The sequence below is a fragment of the Caldimonas manganoxidans ATCC BAA-369 genome, assembly GCF_000381125.1.
GTDB classification, from domain to species: Bacteria; Pseudomonadota; Gammaproteobacteria; order Burkholderiales; family Burkholderiaceae_C; genus Caldimonas; species Caldimonas manganoxidans.
Map to the genome: position 1 here is coordinate 1 of NZ_KB905973.1, position 17,095 is coordinate 17,095.

General features: G+C 63.0%; 15 protein-coding genes and 1 tRNA gene. 1 reads left to right on the forward strand and 15 read right to left on the reverse strand.

Annotated elements, in window-relative coordinates; translation table 11 throughout:
- The 4 genes from F615_RS18870 to rpsL all read right to left on the reverse strand — a co-directional run.
- A partial coding sequence (locus F615_RS18870; protein WP_005434227.1) for a GTP-binding protein occupies positions 1-95 on the reverse strand: 95 nt, incomplete at its 3' end.
- A gap of 112 nt (positions 96-207) precedes the next feature.
- Positions 208-2,310 (reverse strand): elongation factor G, encoded by a 2,103-nt coding sequence (gene fusA / locus F615_RS0115885; protein ID WP_019562156.1) that lies wholly within the window; start codon positions 2,308-2,310, stop codon positions 208-210.
- A gap of 77 nt (positions 2,311-2,387) precedes the next feature.
- Positions 2,388-2,858: a 30S ribosomal protein S7 gene (gene rpsG, locus F615_RS0115890; RefSeq protein WP_019562157.1), complete on the reverse strand. Its 471-nt coding sequence runs from the start codon at positions 2,856-2,858 to the stop codon at positions 2,388-2,390.
- A 144-nt stretch (positions 2,859-3,002) separates the two neighbouring features.
- Positions 3,003-3,380 (reverse strand): 30S ribosomal protein S12, encoded by a 378-nt coding sequence (rpsL, locus tag F615_RS0115895; protein WP_019562158.1) that lies wholly within the window; start codon positions 3,378-3,380, stop codon positions 3,003-3,005.
- Positions 3,381-3,689: 309 nt separating this feature from the next.
- Between rpsL and F615_RS18875 the strand changes: the two genes are divergently transcribed.
- Positions 3,690-4,136, forward strand: a complete 447-nt coding sequence (locus F615_RS18875; RefSeq protein WP_019562159.1) for a PIN domain-containing protein — start codon at positions 3,690-3,692, stop codon at positions 4,134-4,136.
- Here the strand turns inward: F615_RS18875 and F615_RS0115905 are convergent.
- From F615_RS0115905 to F615_RS19760, 11 genes are all read right to left on the reverse strand, one after another.
- Positions 4,112-4,495, reverse strand: coding sequence for a methylglyoxal synthase (locus F615_RS0115905; RefSeq protein WP_019562160.1), 384 nt, complete (start codon positions 4,493-4,495; stop codon positions 4,112-4,114). The genes F615_RS18875 and F615_RS0115905 overlap by 25 nt on opposite strands.
- Before the next feature lie 125 nt (positions 4,496-4,620).
- Positions 4,621-8,847: a DNA-directed RNA polymerase subunit beta' gene (gene rpoC / locus F615_RS0115910; RefSeq protein WP_019562161.1), complete on the reverse strand. Its 4,227-nt coding sequence runs from the start codon at positions 8,845-8,847 to the stop codon at positions 4,621-4,623.
- Between the two features lie 20 nt (positions 8,848-8,867).
- Positions 8,868-12,989, reverse strand: coding sequence for a DNA-directed RNA polymerase subunit beta (gene rpoB, locus F615_RS0115915; protein WP_019562162.1), 4,122 nt, complete (start codon positions 12,987-12,989; stop codon positions 8,868-8,870).
- Between the two features lie 297 nt (positions 12,990-13,286).
- A complete protein-coding gene (gene rplL, locus F615_RS0115920; protein ID WP_019562163.1) occupies positions 13,287-13,664 on the reverse strand; it encodes a 50S ribosomal protein L7/L12 in 378 nt (125 codons plus the stop codon).
- A gap of 42 nt (positions 13,665-13,706) precedes the next feature.
- Entirely contained in the window at positions 13,707-14,207 is a 501-nt protein-coding gene (gene rplJ / locus F615_RS0115925) for a 50S ribosomal protein L10 (protein WP_019562164.1), read from the reverse strand.
- A 289-nt stretch (positions 14,208-14,496) separates the two neighbouring features.
- On the reverse strand, positions 14,497-15,204 hold the full coding sequence (gene rplA / locus F615_RS0115930; protein ID WP_019562165.1) for a 50S ribosomal protein L1: 708 nt from the start codon (positions 15,202-15,204) through the stop codon (positions 14,497-14,499).
- Between the two features lie 2 nt (positions 15,205-15,206).
- A complete protein-coding gene (gene rplK, locus F615_RS0115935; protein ID WP_019562166.1) occupies positions 15,207-15,638 on the reverse strand; it encodes a 50S ribosomal protein L11 in 432 nt (143 codons plus the stop codon).
- 165 nt (positions 15,639-15,803) lie between these two features.
- Positions 15,804-16,361, reverse strand: a complete 558-nt coding sequence (gene nusG / locus F615_RS0115940; RefSeq protein WP_019562167.1) for a transcription termination/antitermination protein NusG — start codon at positions 16,359-16,361, stop codon at positions 15,804-15,806.
- 10 nt (positions 16,362-16,371) lie between these two features.
- Entirely contained in the window at positions 16,372-16,755 is a 384-nt protein-coding gene (gene secE / locus F615_RS0115945; RefSeq protein ID WP_019562168.1) for a preprotein translocase subunit SecE, read from the reverse strand.
- A 154-nt stretch (positions 16,756-16,909) separates the two neighbouring features.
- Positions 16,910-16,985 (reverse strand) — tRNA-Trp (locus tag F615_RS0115950).
- 13 nt (positions 16,986-16,998) lie between these two features.
- The coding region (locus F615_RS19760; protein WP_019562169.1) for an EF-Tu C-terminal domain-related protein at positions 16,999-17,095 on the reverse strand (97 nt) is incomplete at its 5' end.

Below are 17,095 nucleotides of genomic sequence, written 5' to 3' on the forward strand. Positions count from 1 at the left end.
ATCGCCGCCGTCAGCGTCGTCTTGCCATGGTCCACGTGACCAATCGTCCCCACGTTCACGTGCGGCTTGGTCCGCTCAAACTTGCCTTTTGCCATGTCGGTCTCCAACGAAAGAACAAAGCCCGTGTCGGTTTAAGGTCTCCGGCACTGACCTGCCACGGGCAGCAGGCCAACCCTGTCGTGCAGGGCGCCGAAGACCGTCTGGGGTTTACTTCGCGCGAGCGCTGATGATGGCGTCGGCCACGTTCTTGGGCGCTTCGGCGTAATGCTTGAACTCCATGGTGTAGGTGGCGCGACCTTGCGACATCGAGCGCAGCGTGGTCGAGTAGCCGAACATCTCGGACAGCGGCACCTCCGCCTTGATGATCTTGCCACCGCCAGGCATGTCGTCCATGCCCTGCACCATGCCGCGACGAGACGACAAGTCGCCCATCACGTTGCCGGCATATTCCTCCGGCGTCTCGACTTCCACGGCCATCATCGGCTCGAGGATCACCGGGTTGGCCCGGCGGCAAGCCTCTTTGAAGCCGATCGAAGCCGCCATCTTGAAGGCGTTTTCGCTGGAGTCCACCTCGTGATACGAGCCGAAGGTCAGAGTGACTTTGACATCCACCACCGGGTAGCCGGCCAACACGCCAGCCGTCAGGGCTTCTTCCACCCCCTTTTGCACCGCCGGGATGTATTCACGCGGCACCACCCCGCCTTTGATGGCATCGATGAACTCGAAGCCCTTGCCCGGCTCGTTGGGTTCGACCGTGAAGACGACATGGCCGTACTGACCCTTACCGCCAGACTGCCGCACGAACTTGCCTTCGACGTCGGAGACCGCCTTGCGAATGGTTTCGCGGTAGGCCACTTGCGGCTTGCCGACATTGGCCTCGACGCCAAACTCGCGCTTCATACGGTCGACGATGATCTCCAGGTGCAGCTCGCCCATGCCGGCGATGATGGTCTGGCCGGACTCTTCATCGGTCGAGACACGGAACGACGGGTCCTCGGAGGCCAAACGCTGCAAGGCGATGCCCATCTTCTCCTGGTCGGCTTTGGACTTGGGCTCCACCGCCTGCCGGATCACCGGCTCGGGGAAGACCATCTTCTCCAGCGTGATGATGGCCTCCGGATCGCACAGGGTCTCACCGGTGGTCACTTCCTTCAGGCCCACGCAGGCAGCGATGTCGCCAGCCAAGATCTCCTTGATCTCCTCGCGCTGGTTGGCGTGCATCTGCAGGATACGACCGATGCGCTCCTTCTTGCCCTTGACAGGGTTGTACACGGTGTCCCCCGACTTGAGCACGCCCGAATACACCCGCACGAAGGTCAACTGACCGACATACGGGTCGGTCATCAGCTTGAACGCCAGCGCGGCGAATTTCTCGTTGTCGTCGGCCTTGCGGGTGACTTCACGGTCATGCTCGTCCGTGCCCACCACCGGAGGAATGTCCACCGGCGAGGGCAGGAACTCGATCACCGCATCGAGCATGCGCTGCACGCCTTTGTTCTTGAAGGCCGAGCCACACAGCATGGGCTGGATCTCGGTGGCGATGGTGCGCTGACGCAAGCCTTGCTTGATCTCGGCTTCGCTGAGCTCACCGGTCTCGAGGTATTTGTTCATCAGCTCTTCGCTGGCCTCGGCCGCCGCCTCGATCATGTTTTCACGCCATTTCTGGCAGGTCTCCACCAGATCGGCCGGGATGTCTTCGTAGGTGAACTTCATGCCCTGGGTCGCATCGTCCCAGATGATGGCCTTCATCTTGAACAGGTCCACCACGCCCTTGAAGTTCTCCTCGGCGCCGATGGGCACGACGATGGGCACGGGATTGGCCTTCAGGCGCGTCTTCATTTGTTCATAGACCTTGAAGAAGTTCGCGCCAGTGCGGTCCATCTTGTTGACGAACGCCAGGCGAGGCACCTTGTACTTGTTGGCCTGTCGCCAGACGGTTTCCGACTGCGGCTGCACGCCACCCACGGCGCAGTACACCATGCAGGCGCCGTCGAGCACGCGCATCGAACGCTCCACCTCGATGGTGAAGTCCACGTGGCCCGGGGTGTCGATGATGTTGAAGCGGTGCTCGGGGAAGGACAAATCCATGCCACGCCAAAAACAGGTGGTGGCCGCGGAGGTGATGGTGATTCCCCGCTCCTGCTCTTGCTCCATCCAGTCCATGGTGGCGGCGCCGTCGTGCACCTCACCGATCTTGTGATTCACACCCGTGTAGTACAGGATGCGCTCGGTGGTGGTGGTTTTACCGGCGTCGATGTGCGCTGAGATACCGATGTTCCGGTAGCGCTCGATCGGGGTCTTGCGGGGCATGATGTCACTCCAAATACAAAGGCCGCCCCGCGCGTCTCGTGGACAGCCGGGGCAGCCGCTGGCAGGTTGGCGGTTTCTTAGAAGCGGAAGTGCGAGAAGGCCTTGTTGGCTTCGGCCATGCGGTGAACCTCGTCACGCTTCTTCATGGCACCGCCACGGCCTTCGGCCGCCTCGAGCAGCTCGTTGGCCAGACGCTGAGCCATGGACTTTTCGCTGCGCTTGCGAGCCGACTCCTTGATCCAGCGCATGGCCAAGGCCATCCGGCGCACGGGACGAACTTCCACGGGAACCTGGTAGTTCGCACCGCCGACCCGACGAGACTTGACCTCGACCACGGGCTTGACGTTGTTCAGCGCGGTCATGAACACCTCCAGCGGGTCCTTGCCGGACTTCTTCTCGACTTGCTCGAGCGCACCATAGATGATGCGTTCGGCCACGGCCTTCTTGCCCGACTCCATGATGACATTCATGAACTTGGACAGATCGACACTGCCGAACTTGGGATCAGGCAGGACTTCGCGCTTGGGGACTTCGCGACGACGAGGCATGATGACTTCCTTTTCTGCTTCAGCTGGCGCGGAGCGTTGCCCGCACCGAAGGCACCCATCCTAGGCACCCACTTACTCGGCAAACCGCAGCTTGCCGCAACAATCTCGGCCCGACCTGACGGCCCGACCACGACAACTCTTTGATCAAGCTTTCTTCGGACGCTTGGCACCGTACTTGGAACGCGCCTGCTTACGATCCTTGACGCCCTGCAGATCGAGCGAACCACGCACGATGTGATAGCGCACCCCCGGCAAATCCTTCACGCGGCCGCCACGCACGAGCACCACGCTGTGCTCTTGCAGGTTATGGCCCTCACCGCCAATGTAGGAAATGACTTCAAAGCCGTTCGTCAGGCGAACCTTGGCGACCTTGCGCAGCGCAGAGTTCGGCTTTTTGGGAGTGGTGGTGTACACGCGAGTGCACACGCCACGTCGCTGCGGGCAGTTTTCCAGCGCAGGCGACTTGGACTTCGTGACGCTGGCCTTGCGGCCGTGGCGCACGAGCTGGTTGATGGTGGGCATAGTAACTTGTTCCCGTTTGAAGTTACGTTTCGGATGGATTCCGACAGGAGTGCCGAACCCCCCTGAACAAGCATGGCCGGTGGTCGCCCCCAGGCTCGCCGCCTCACCCACCCCGGAATGCCTCCGAAGGCCAAGTGAGCACGCAAGCCACCCAGGGTTCCGCCAAAGCCGCCCAGCAAAGAGCGCAGCAGAATCTGCCGAAAAGCCTGTTATTGTAGGCTCAAGCCCGTTGGCCATGCAAGCCATGGTGGGACAGCCTTGGCTCTGTCAGGGTATGCTCCCACGGACCCCGCCGTTGGACCCTCGCCCGTGACGACTCCCTTGCGCATCGTGCTCGACACCAATGTGCTGCTCGACTGGTTGGTGTTCGACGACCCGCTCGCCCGCACCTGGAGCGCGGCCATTGCCCGCGGGGCCGTGGAATGGGTGGTGACGGACAGGATGCGCACGGAATGGCAGCGGGTACTGACTTATGAGGCGGTACGCCGCCGCGGCCTGGTGCCTTCGGCCGCGGACGCCTGGGATCGATACGCCCGGCTGCGGCCGGAACCCCCACCCTGCGCGCTGCGCTGCGCCGACCCCGACGATCAGGTCTTCATCGATCTGGCCGTGGCCGAAGGCGCACGTTGGTTGCTGAGCAAGGACCGGGCTTTGCTGGCGCTGGCCCGGCGCGCGGCGCGTCTGGGAGTGCAGGTATCGTCGCCAGGCGGCTGGCGGCTGGAGGCCACGGCTCAGGACGCCTGCGCCGCCAATTGACGCAGCATCAGGCGGGCGCTGGCCATGTTGGTGGCGCAGGGCACGTCGTGCACGTCGCAAGCACGCACCAAGGCGTTGATGTCCGGTTCGTGGGGTTGGGGGGTCATCGGGTCGCGCAAGAAGATGACCGCATCGACCGCCTCCACCGCCAGCCGGGCACCGATTTGCAGATCGCCCCCCAGCGGGCCGCTGAGCAGACACTCCACGTCTAGCCCCACCTGCGCCTGCAGCCGTGATCCGGTGGTGCCGGTGGCAATCAGATGGCAGCGGCCCAGAAAGTCGCGGAACTCCTGGGCCAGGCGGATCATGTCGTTTTTCTTGCCATCGTGGGCGATCAGGGCTAGGCACAGCGGTCTCATGATGGTCTCCTGCGTGCGATCGATGATAGTGGGCCGTGGTGACGACGGGGGTACAAGCCGGTGCCGAGCGGGCATGAAAAAAGGCGGCCGAAGCCGCCTGGGTGAGGCAACGACCCTGGACGGGGTCATTCCTGTGGCGTGCCTTCCTCGCCGTCTGCATCGATCCGAGCCAATTGCAGGGCCGCCATTTCCTGGGCTTCCTGCATGGCAATGGCTCGACGTTCTTGCTCGTCCATCTCCTCCTTGGCCTTGCGGGCCTGGTGGTAAGCCAGGCCGGTGCCGGCGGGAATCAGGCGACCGACGATGACGTTTTCCTTCAGACCGCGCAGCTCGTCGCGCTTGCCCATGATGGCCGCCTCGGTGAGCACGCGGGTGGTTTCCTGGAAGGACGCGGCCGAGATGAAGGAGTCCGTCGACAGCGAGGCCTTGGTGATGCCCAGCAGCACGTCGCTGTAGGTCGCAGGCATCTTGCCTTCGGCCACGAGCTTGTCGTTGGTGTCGAGCAGCTCGGAGCGCTCGACTTGCTCGCCGGCGATGTAGTGGCTGTCGCCCGGATTGACGATCTGCACACGACGCAGCATCTGGCGAACGATCACCTCGATGTGCTTGTCGTTGATCTTCACGCCCTGCAGGCGGTAGACGTCCTGCACTTCGTCGACGATGTAGCGAGCCAGCTCCTCGATGCCCAACAGGCGCAGGATGTCTTGCGGGTCGGCCGCGCCATCGACGATGAGTTCGCCACGGTTGACCACTTGACCTTCGTGCACGAGGATGTTCTTCTCCTTGGGCACGAGTTCTTCCCAGACGTTGCCGTCCGGGTCGGTGATCTGCAGACGCACCTTGCCTTTGGTCTCCTTGCCGAAGGACACCGTGCCGGTGACTTCGGCCAGTGTGCCCTTGTCTTTGGGCGAGCGGGCTTCGAACAGTTCGGCCACGCGCGGCAGACCGCCGGTGATATCGCGGGTCTTCTGGCCTTCCACCGGAATGCGCGCCAGCACCTCACCGGGGGCAAGTTCCTGGCCATCGCGCACCTGGATCAATGCCCCCACCGGGAAGCCGATGGTCACCGAGTGATCGGTCCCGGGGATCTTCACTTCGTTGCCGTTGGCGTCGACCAGCTTGACTTGCGGGCGCACCACCTTGGCGGCACCCCGGCGTTTCGGGTCGATCACGACGAGTGTGGACAAGCCAGTGACCTCATCGACCTGCTTGGCCACGGTCACGCCTTCTTCGAGGTTCTCGAACTTCACCCGGCCGGCAAACTCGGTGATGATCGGACGGGTCAGCGGATCCCAGTTGGCCAGCACGGTGCCCGCTTTGATGGCTTGGTCGGCCTTGACATGCAAGGTGGCCCCATAGGGCACCTTGTGGCGCTCACGTTCACGCCCATGCGGGTCGGAGATGACGATCTCGCCCGAACGCGCGATCACCACCAGTTCGCCCTTGCTGTTGGTCACGTAGCGCATGGTCGCGTTGAAGCCGACGATACCGTCGGACTTGGCCTCCACGCTGGAAGCCACGGCCGCACGGGTAGCCGCCCCACCGATGTGGAAGGTGCGCATCGTCAGCTGGGTGCCGGGCTCGCCGATGGACTGCGCAGCGATCACGCCCACGGCTTCGCCGACGTTGACCAATCCGCCGCGGCCCAGGTCGCGGCCGTAGCACTTCGCGCACAAGCCGTAGCGCGTGTTGCAGGTCAGCGGCGTCCGCACCTTGACCTCGTCGACGCCCGCGGCTTCGAGCAGGTCCATCGCGTCTTCGTCCAGCATCTCGCCGGCCTTGACCAACACTTCCTGGGTCTCGGGATGGAGCACGTCATGCGCCGGAATGCGGCCGAGAATGCGGTCGCGCAGCGACTCGATCACTTCACCACCTTCGACCAAAGCGCGCATCGCAATGCCATGGGTGGTGCCGCAGTCCTCTTCGGTCACGACCAGGTCTTGGGTCACGTCCACCAGGCGACGGGTCAGATAGCCGGAGTTGGCCGTCTTGAGTGCGGTGTCGGCCAAGCCTTTGCGGGCGCCGTGCGTGGAGTTGAAGTACTGCAGCACGTTGAGCCCTTCACGGAAGTTGGCCGTGATGGGCGTCTCGATGATGGAGCCATCGGGCTTGGCCATCAGGCCGCGCATGCCCGCCAATTGTCGGATCTGAGCCGCCGAGCCGCGAGCGCCGGAGTCGGCCATCATGTAGATGGAGTTGAAGGACTCCTGCTCCACGACATTGCCGTGGCGATCGACGACCTTCTCCTTGGAGAGCTGGGCCATCATGACCTTGCCGACCTCGTCGCCGGTCTTGCCCCAAATGTCCACCACCTTGTTGTAACGCTCGCCGGCGGTCACCAGACCGGAGATGTACTGCTGCTCGATCTCCTTGACTTCCTTCTCGGCACGCTCGATCAGGGCTTGCTTCTCCTTGGGCACGAGCATGTCGTCGATGGCGATCGAGATGCCCGCGCGCGTAGCCAGCCGGAAGCCCGCCTGCAGCAGCTTGTCGGCAAAGACCACCGTCTCCTTCAAGCCGCAGCGGCGGAAGGAGGCGTTGATCAGCTTGGAGATTTCTTTCTTCTTCAGCGCCTTGTTGATGGTGGAGAACGGCAGCCCCTTGGGCAGGATCTCCGACAGCAGCGCACGACCCACCGTGGTTTCCACGAGCTTGGTCTCGGGCACCATCTCACCAGTGGCCGGGTCTTTGACGTAGTCGGTCAGGCGCACGCTGATGCGGGCGGTCAGCTCCACCGCACCGTTGTCCAGTGCGCGCTGCACCTCGGACACGTCGCTGAACACCATGCCCTCGCCCTTGCCATTGATGCGCTCACGAGTGGCGTAATACAGCCCGAGCACCACGTCCTGAGACGGCACGATGGACGGCTCGCCGTTGGCCGGGAACAGCACGTTGTTGGAGGCCAGCATCAACACGCGAGCCTCCATCTGCGCCTCGATGGACAACGGCACGTGCACGGCCATCTGGTCGCCGTCGAAGTCGGCGTTGAAGGCCGCACACACCAGCGGGTGCAGCTGGATCGCCTTGCCCTCGATCAGCACCGGCTCGAAGGCCTGGATCCCCAAACGGTGCAGCGTGGGAGCACGGTTGAGCAGGACGGGATGCTCTTTGATGACCTCCTCGAGAATGTCCCACACCACCGGCGTGCCGGCCTCGACTTCCTTCTTGGCAGCCTTGATCGTGGAGGCAATGCCCATCGCCTCCAGCTTGCTAAAGATGAAAGGCTTGAACAGCTCCAGGGCCATCAGCTTGGGCAAGCCGCACTGATGCAGCTTGAGCGTGGGACCCACGGTGATCACCGAGCGGCCAGAGTAGTCGACGCGCTTGCCCAGCAGGTTCTGCCGGAAGCGTCCCCCCTTGCCCTTGATCATGTCGGCCAGCGACTTCAGCGCACGCTTGTTCGCGCCGGTCATGGCCTTGCCGCGGCGACCGTTGTCCAGCAAGGAATCCACCGCCTCTTGCAGCATGCGCTTTTCGTTGCGCACGATGATCTCGGGCGCCTTGAGTTCGAGCAGGCGCGCCAGGCGGTTGTTGCGGTTGATGACGCGGCGGTACAGGTCGTTGAGGTCCGAGGTCGCGAAGCGGCCGCCATCGAGCGGGACCAAGGGTCGCAGGTCCGGCGGCAGCACCGGCAGCACCTCCATGATCATCCATTGCGGCTTGATGCCCGACTTCTTGAACGCTTCAAGCACCTTCAGGCGCTTGGCGTTCTTCTTGATCTTGAGCTCGGAGCCCGTCATGTCGTTGCGGATCTTTTCGATCTCGACATCCAGGTCCATGTCCTCGAGCAGCTTCTTGATGCCCTCGGCGCCCATCATCGCGACGAATTCGTCGCCGTACTCCTTGCGCTTGGCCTCGTAATCGTCCTCGGACATGATGCTGTACTTCTTCAGCGGCGTCATGCCGGGGTCGACCACCACATAGGCTTCGAAGTACAGCACGCGCTCGATGTCGCGCAGCGTCATGTCCAGCACCAAGCCCAGCCGCGACGGCAGGCTCTTGAGGAACCAGATGTGCGCGCAGGGGGCGGCCAGCTCGATGTGGCCCATGCGCTCGCGGCGCACCTTGGTCTGGGTCACTTCGACACCGCACTTCTCGCAGATCACACCGCGGTGCTTCAAGCGCTTGTACTTGCCGCACAAGCACTCATAGTCCTTGATCGGGCCGAAGATCTTGGCGCAGAACAGGCCGTCACGCTCGGGCTTGAAGGTGCGGTAGTTGATGGTCTCGGGCTTCTTCACTTCACCGAAGGACCACGAGCGGATCTTCTCGGGCGAGGCCAACCCGATGCGAATCGCATCGAAGTGTTCGTCGGGCGTGAACTGCTTGAACAGGTCCAGCAAACCTTTCATGAGGTTCTCCTATTCCTTCTTTAGTTGCGCTCGAGCTCGATATCGATACCCAGCGAACGAATTTCCTTGACGAGCACGTTGAAGGACTCGGGCATGCCGGCGTCGATCGCGTGTTCACCCTTGACGATGTTTTCGTAGACCTTGGTGCGGCCGTTCACGTCGTCGGACTTGACGGTCAGCATCTCCTGCAGCACGTAAGACGCACCGTAGGCTTCCAAAGCCCAGACTTCCATCTCACCGAAGCGCTGGCCGCCGAACTGCGCCTTACCACCCAGCGGCTGCTGAGTGACCAGGCTGTACGGGCCGGTGGAGCGGGCGTGCATCTTGTCGTCCACCAGGTGGTGCAGCTTGAGCACGTGCATGTAGCCCACGGTGACCGGACGCTCGAAGGCGTCGCCGGTGCGGCCGTCATAGAGGGTGGCCTGCGTGCGCGCGGCCGTCAGCCCCTTCTTGGCGGCAATGTCGTCCGGATAGGCCAGCTGCAGCATGGCACGGATCTCGTCTTCGGTCGCGCCGTCGAAGACAGGCGTCGCAAACGGCACGCCTTGAGACAGGTTGCGCGCCATCTCGAGGAGCTCCTCGTCGCTCAGTTGGCTCAGATCCTCGGTGCGCCCGCCCGACTTGTTGTACAGCTCGTCGAGGAACTGCCGCAGCTCGGCCACACGGGCTTCGCGCTGCAACATGTCACCGATGCGCTGACCAATGCCTTTGGCGGCCCAGCCCAGGTGAACTTCGAGCACCTGCCCCACGTTCATGCGCGAGGGCACCCCCAGCGGGTTGAGCACGATGTCCACCGGCGTGCCATCGGCCATGTACGGCATGTCTTCGACCGGGACGATCTTGGAGACCACACCTTTGTTCCCGTGACGGCCGGCCATCTTGTCGCCAGGCTGCAGCCGACGCTTGACGGCCAGATACACCTTGACCATCTTGAGCACGCCGGCCGGCAGCTCGTCGCCCTGCGTGAGCTTCTTGCGCTTTTCTTCGAAGGCCAGGTCGAAGCTGTGGCGGGTTTGTTCGAGCGAGTTCTTGATCGACTCGAGCTGGTTGGCCACGTCTTCTTCGGCCGGACGAATGTCGAACCAATGGTACTTCTCGACCTCGGCGAGGTACTCCTTGGTGATCGTCGTGCCCTTGGCCAGCTTCTTCGGACCACCGTTGGCCACGCGGCCCACCAGCAGCTTCTCGATGCGGTCGAAGGCGTCGGCCTCGACGATGCGCAGCTGGTCGTTGAGGTCCAGGCGGAAGCGCTTGAGTTCGTCGTCGATGATCTGCTGCGCCCGCTTGTCGCGTTGGATGCCCTCGCGGGTGAAGACCTGCACGTCGATTACGGTGCCGGAGGTGCCCTGGTCCACGCGCAGCGAGGTGTCCTTCACGTCGGAGGCTTTCTCACCGAAGATCGCGCGCAGCAGCTTTTCCTCCGGCGTCAGCGTGGTCTCGCCCTTGGGCGTGACCTTGCCAACCAGCACATCGCCGGCTTGCACTTCGGCGCCGATGTAGACGATGCCGGATTCGTCCAGGCGTGAGAGCTGGTGCTCGGACAAATTGGGAATGTCCCGCGTGATTTCCTCGGGACCGAGCTTGGTGTCGCGGGCCATGACCACCAGTTCCTCGATGTGGATCGAGGTGTAGCGATCATCGGCCACGACACGCTCGCTGATGAGGATGGAGTCCTCGAAGTTGTAGCCGTTCCACGGCATGAAGGCCACGAGCATGTTTTGGCCCAGGGCCAGTTCGCCGAGGTCGGTGGAGGCGCCATCGGCAATGATGTCGCCGGCTTGCACCCGATCGCCGCGACGCACGATGGGGCGCTGATGGATGTTGGTGTTCTGGTTGGAACGCTGGTACTTGATGAGGTTGTAGATGTCCACACCCACTTCGCCCGCAACCGTCTCCTCGTCATTGACGCGGATCACGATGCGGTTGGTGTCGACATAATCGACCACGCCACCGCGGCGGGCAGCCACCACCGTGCCGGAGTCCTTGGCAGCGACCCGCTCGACCCCGGTGCCCACGAAGGCTTTTTCGGGACGCAGCACCGGCACGGCTTGACGCTGCATGTTGGCGCCCATCAGCGCACGGTTGGCGTCGTCGTGCTCCAGGAAAGGCACCAGCGAAGCCGCCACTGAGACGATCTGCGCCGGGGCCACGTCCATGTACTGGACACGCTCGGGGCTGACCAGCACCGATTCACCCTTTTCACGCGCGCTGACCAGCTCGTCGATCAGCCGGCCATCCTTGTCCAAGGTGGCGTTGGCCTGGGCAATGACGTACTTGCCTTCCTGAATGGCCGACAGGTATTCGATCTCGTTGGTGACCTTGCCATCGACGACACGCCGATACGGCGTCTCCAGGAAGCCGTACTCGTTCAGCCGAGCGTACAGCGCCAGCGAGTTGATCAGGCCGATGTTCGGGCCTTCGGGCGTTTCGATCGGGCAGACGCGGCCATAGTGCGTCGGATGCACGTCGCGCACCTCGAAGCCGGCTCGCTCGCGGGTCAACCCGCCCGGACCCAGCGCCGAGACCCGACGCTTGTGCGTGATCTCGGACAGCGGGTTGGTCTGGTCCATGAACTGGCTGAGCTGGCTGGCCCCGAAGAACTCCTTCAGCGCCGCGGAGATCGGCTTGGAGTTGATCAGGTCATGCGGCATCAAGGATTCGGTCTCGGCTTGACCCAGACGCTCTTTGACCGCCTTTTCGATGCGAGCCAAGCCGGAGCGGAACTGGTTCTCGGCCAACTCACCCACGCAGCGCACACGGCGGTTGCCCAGGTGGTCGATGTCGTCGACTTCGCCGCGGCCGTTGCGCAGATCCACCAGGATCTTCACCACGTCGAGGATGTCCTCGTTGGACAGCGTCATCGAACCTTCGGGCGAGTCGCGGCCCACGCGGGCGTTGAACTTCATGCGGCCCACGCGCGACAGGTCGTAGGTGTCGGGGTTGTAGAACAGGCGGTTGAACAGGGCCTGGACGGCGTCTTCCGTCGGCGGCTCGCCAGGGCGCATCATGCGATAGATCGCCACCCGCGCGGCCAGCTCGTCAGCGGTTTCATCGATGGCCAGGGTCTGGCTGATGTAGGGCCCTTGGTCCAGCTCATTGGTGTACAGGCATTGGATGTCCTTGATGCCTGCAGCACGCAGCTTCTTCAGCAGCGTTTCGGTCAGTTCGTCGTTGGCCTTGGCGATGATCTCGCCCGTTTCGGGGTCGATCTGGTTCTTGGCCAGCACGCGACCGATGAGGAAGTCCTCGGGCACGGTGATGAACTGCGTGCCCGATTGCTCCAGCAGCCGGGTGTGACGCGCCGTGATGCGCTTGTCCTTCTCGACGATGACATTGCCCGCCTTGTCGGTGATGTCGAAGCGCGCCACCTCACCCTTGAGGCGCTCGGCCACGAATTCCATCTGCGCGCCCGACTCCATCAGACGGAAGTTGTCGAACACGAAGAAGTGCGCCAGGATCTGCTCGGGCGTCAAGCCAATGGCCTTGAGCAGGATGGTGACCGGCATCTTGCGGCGACGGTCGACACGGAAGTACAGGATGTCCTTCGGGTCGAACTCGAAGTCCAGCCAGGAGCCTCGGTAGGGAATGATGCGCGCGGAAAACAGCAGCTTGCCCGAGCTGTGCGTCTTGCCCTTGTCGTGCTCGAAGAACACGCCCGGCGAGCGGTGCAGCTGGGAGACGATCACGCGCTCGGTGCCGTTGACGATGAAGGAGCCATAGTCCGTCATGAGCGGCACTTCGCCCATGTAGACCTCTTGCTCCTTGATCTCCTTGACCGTCTTGGCCTGCGGGCTCTCGCGGTCGTAGATGATCATCTGCAACTTCGCGCGCACGGCCGCCGCGTAGGTCAGTCCCCGCTGCTGGCATTCACGCACGTCGAACGGAGGCTTGGCGATGTTGTACTCGATGAACTTCATCTCCACGAACCCGTTGTGCGACACGATCGGGAACGTGGACAGGAAAGCCGCCTGCAGCCCCTCGGGCTTGCGCTGCGCAGGCGGAACGTCCTTTTGCAAGAAGGCCACGTAGGAGTCCTTCTGCATCTTGAGGAGGTAAGGGACATCGAGCACGCTTTCGCGTTTGCCGAAGCTTTTGCGAATGCGCTTGCGCTCGGTGTAGCTGTAGGATTTTGCTTGCGCCATAAACACTCCGTGTCGAAGACTACCGTCCGGCCGTAGACGGCGTTTCGTTCGGCGACTGGCTTTTCAGACCTTGCGTCTGAAGCTTGGTGGCTGGCCACTACCAGCCGCTGGCGGACAACCCCGGCATTGCACCGAGGCTCGACCAAAGCCGTGCTCCTGCAGTCGGATCAGAGAACACTTGGAAAGGGGCCGGCCTCTTGGCCGTTCGACCCCTTTGCAGGTGCTCTCCGGGGCCTTCCCCGGAAAGCGCAAAGGCTGGGGGCCTTGCCAGCACCCAGCCCCTGCGGTCGCGCCCGATTACTTGAGCTCGACCTTGGCGCCGGCTTCTTCCAGCTTCTTCTTGGCCGCTTCGGCATCGGCCTTGGAAATGCCTTCCTTGACGGGCTTCGGAGCACCGTCCACCAGGTCCTTGGCTTCCTTCAGGCCCAAGCCGGTGATTTCGCGCACGGCCTTAATGACCGCCACCTTGTTCGAGCCGGCATCGGCCAGCACCACGGTGAATTCGGTCTTTTCTTCGGCCGCAGCCGCAGCAGCCCCGCCACCAGCGGCCGCCGGAGCCGCCATGGCGGCAGCGGACACACCAAACTTCTCTTCGATGGCCTTCACCAGGTCATTGAGTTCCATGACGGACATGGTGTCCAGGGCGGCCAGGAAAGCGTCTTTGTCGAATGCCATGATAGGTTTCCTAAATCTTGAAAAAGGTTGCAGAGAGGGACGTCAGGCGGCTGCAGCTTCGCTGCGCTTTTCGGCCAGGGCCGCCAGGACACGCGCGGTGCGCGCGATGGGCGACTTGAGCAAGCCGGCCAGCTGCGACAGCAGGACTTCCTTGCTCGGAATGGCCGCCAGGGCTTTGATACCCTCGCTGTCCAGCGCCTTGCCGTTATACGCACCGGCCTTCAGGACCAGCTTGTCGTTGCCTTTGGCAAAGTCGGCCAGGATCTTGGCCGCCGCCACGGCGTCTTCCGAAAAACCGTAAATCAGCGGACCGACCATGTGGTCACCGATCACCTCGAAGGACGTGCCAGCCACGGCCCGGCGCGCAAGGGTGTTCTTCAGCACGTGAAGGTACACGCCTTTTTCGCGCGCCTGCTTGCGCAGCGCATTCATCTGGGCGACGGTGAGGCCACGATACTCGGCCAGCGCCAGCGTCTGTGACTTGGCCGCTTGGGCCGCCACTTCCGCCACGACGGTTGCTTTCTCGTTGCGATTGAGACTCAAGGTCTGCTCCTCACTTCACGCATCCGTGTTGCCACGGATGTACCCGGGTTCAAGCGACCTGCATTCAGGAAACCGGACGGCTTCTTGCGAACCCGTCCCACATCCGTTCAGCGGGACCGCCATCTGCGTTGGCTTCGGCTGCGGCCTTCATCGGCCCTGGCCTCGATTAAGCGGCCCTCGCGGGCTGCACCAACGGTCTTTGATAGCCCACCCCCGTTCAACGACGCGGGCAGCCCACCAATGTGTCGGTGCTGCGCCTGACCTCAGACACAGCACCCTCATTCACACCTCACGCATTCGACGCCGTGGGAATCGACGAAGCATCCACGCGCACGCCCACGCCCATCGTCGAAGACACCGCCACTTTGCGCAGGTAGACGCCTTTGCTGGACGCCGGCTTGGCCTTGTTCAGGGCCTCCAGCAACGCGGCCAGGTTGTCCTTGAGCTTGTCGGTGTCGAACGAGCGACGCCCAATCGTGCCGTGCACGATGCCAGCCTTGTCGACGCGGAATTGCACCTGACCGGCCTTGGCGTTCTTCACCGCGGTGGCCACGTCGGGCGTCACGGTGCCCACCTTCGGGTTGGGCATCAGGCCGCGCGGACCCAGGATTTGACCCAGGGTACCGACCACCCGCATCGCGTCCGGCGAGGCAATCACGACATCGAAGTTGATGTTGCCGGCCTTGATCTGTTCGGCCAGGTCTTCCATGCCGACCACGTCGGCCCCGGCAGCCTTGGCCTCTTCGGCCTTGGCCCCTTGTGCGAAGACGGCCACGCGCTTGGTCTTGCCGGTGCCATTGGGCAGCACGACGGCGCCACGCACCACCTGGTCGGACTTCTTGGCATCCACACCCAGTTGCACGGCCACGTCGATGGATTCGTCGAACTTGGCGGTGGCGCACTCCTTGACGATCCGCAGCGCCTCGTCGATCGGATACAGCTTGGAGCTGTCAACTTTGCCCTGCAGGGCCTTTTGACGCTTCGTGAGCTTGGCCATGTTCAGACTCCTTCCACCGTCACGCCCATGGAACGGGCCGAACCAGCAATGGTCTTGACCGCGGCCTCGAGGTCCGCCGCCGTCAGGTCCTTCAGCTTGGTCTTGGCGATCTCCTCGAGCTGGGCGCGGGTGATCTTGCCCACCTTCTCGACATGCGGACGGCTAGAACCCTTGTCCAGCTTGAGCGCCTTCTTGATCAGCACGGTCGCCGGCGGGGTCTTGATGACGAAGGTGAAGGATTTGTCCGCAAATGCGGTGATCACCACCGGCAGCATCAGACCGGGCTCCATGCCCTGGGTCTGGGCGTTGAACGCCTTGCAGAACTCCATGATGTTCAGGCCGCGCTGACCGAGCGCCGGACCCACCGGGGGCGAAGGATTGGCCTTGCCCGCCGGAATTTGCAGCTTGATGAAGCCGACAATCTTCTTGGCCATGATCTCTCCATTCACACCGCTTGCGGCCACGCAAACGGCGTTGAGTGCAAACGCCAGGGGCGGTCGCTCACGGCGCTGCGCCCTGGCTCCTCGTCACGGTGTCACGTCACCGTCAGCAACGGGTCGGGTTTGCTGCTTCATGGCGCAGCCGGCCCCCACCAAGCCTCAAACCTTTTCCACCTGATGGAAATCGAGTTCGACCGGCGTCGCACGACCAAAGATGGTGACCGACACGCGCACCTTGGACTTGTCATAGTTGACCTCTTCGATCGCGCCGTTGAAGTCGGTGAAGGGGCCTTCTTTGACGCGCACGATCTCGCCGACTTCCCACTCGACCTTGGGCCGCGGCTTCTCGAAGCCCTCTTGCATCTGGTTGACGATCTTCATGACCTCGTCTTCCGAGATGGGCACGGGGCGGTTCTTGGCGCCCCCGACGAAACCAGTCACCTTGGAGGTGTGTTTGACCAGGTGCCAGGTGTCGTCGTCCATCACCATCTCCACCAGCACATAGCCGGGGAAGAAGCGGCGCTCGGTCACGGCCTTCTTGCCGTTCTTGACCTCGACCACTTCCTCGGTGGGCACCAGGATGCGACCAAACTTGTGTTGCATGCCGGCGCGCTCGATGCGCTCACGCAGGTTGCGCTCGACAGCCTTTTCCATGCCCGAATAGGCATGGACCACATACCAGCGCTTGACCGGGCCTTCGCTTGCGGTACTCGTCACGTCAGTCACCTCAACCCCTCCAGCCCAGGATCAGGTCGTACAGGACCCACTCCAGCGTCTTGTCGGTCACCCACAGGAACAGCGCCATCACCACCACGAAGGCGAAGACGTAGCCGGTCATCTGCAGCGCCTCTTTGCGACTGGGCCAGACGACTTTGCGCACTTCACGCACGGACTCTCGGCCAAAGCCGATGAGCTGTTTGCCCGGCTCGGACGCGAAGAACACCACGACGGCCACCAGCAACAGCCCCAGCAGCGCGAGCACGCGCACCCAGGTGTCATGCTGGCCCAGCAGGTAATAGGCTGCCACGGCGCCCAGCGTCAGCAGGGCTGCCGCAGCCAGTTTGGCTTTGTCAGCCCCGGTGGAGACGGTTTCGACTTGAGCTTGGGTCATTTGTCTTGTCTACAACGCGGCCGCCCCACTCAGCGGGCCGACCGCCTATCAGCAGCAAAGCCCGCCGGGCTCATCGGGCCATTTTGGGCCCCGCCTGCGGGCTGCTGGACGACCAGACCGGTCTTGGCGATCTTGTGTATTCACCTCGAAGATCTGGCAGGGGCAGAGGGAATCGAACCCCCAACCTTCGGTTTTGGAGACCGACGCTCTGCCAATTGAGCTATGCCCCTAGAACGCGGCTCCTTACTCGATGATCTTGGACACGACGCCGGCGCCAACGGTGCGGCCGCCTTCGCGGATGGCAAAGCGCAGGCCTTCTTCCATGGCAATGGGCGCGATC

Coding starts and splice junctions, on each gene's coding strand:
- fusA (WP_019562156.1), bottom strand. CDS start 2,310: ATGCCCCGCAAGACCCCGATCGAGCGCTACCGGAACATCGGTATCTCA.
- rpsG (WP_019562157.1), bottom strand. CDS start 2,858: ATGCCTCGTCGTCGCGAAGTCCCCAAGCGCGAAGTCCTGCCTGATCCC.
- rpsL (WP_019562158.1), bottom strand. CDS start 3,380: ATGCCCACCATCAACCAGCTCGTGCGCCACGGCCGCAAGGCCAGCGTC.
- F615_RS0115905 (WP_019562160.1), bottom strand. CDS start 4,495: ATGAGACCGCTGTGCCTAGCCCTGATCGCCCACGATGGCAAGAAAAAC.
- rpoC (WP_019562161.1), bottom strand. CDS start 8,847: ATGAAAGGTTTGCTGGACCTGTTCAAGCAGTTCACGCCCGACGAACAC.
- rpoB (WP_019562162.1), bottom strand. CDS start 12,989: ATGGCGCAAGCAAAATCCTACAGCTACACCGAGCGCAAGCGCATTCGC.
- rplL (WP_019562163.1), bottom strand. CDS start 13,664: ATGGCATTCGACAAAGACGCTTTCCTGGCCGCCCTGGACACCATGTCC.
- rplA (WP_019562165.1), bottom strand. CDS start 15,204: ATGGCCAAGCTCACGAAGCGTCAAAAGGCCCTGCAGGGCAAAGTTGAC.
- rplK (WP_019562166.1), bottom strand. CDS start 15,638: ATGGCCAAGAAGATTGTCGGCTTCATCAAGCTGCAAATTCCGGCGGGC.
- secE (WP_019562168.1), bottom strand. CDS start 16,755: ATGACCCAAGCTCAAGTCGAAACCGTCTCCACCGGGGCTGACAAAGCC.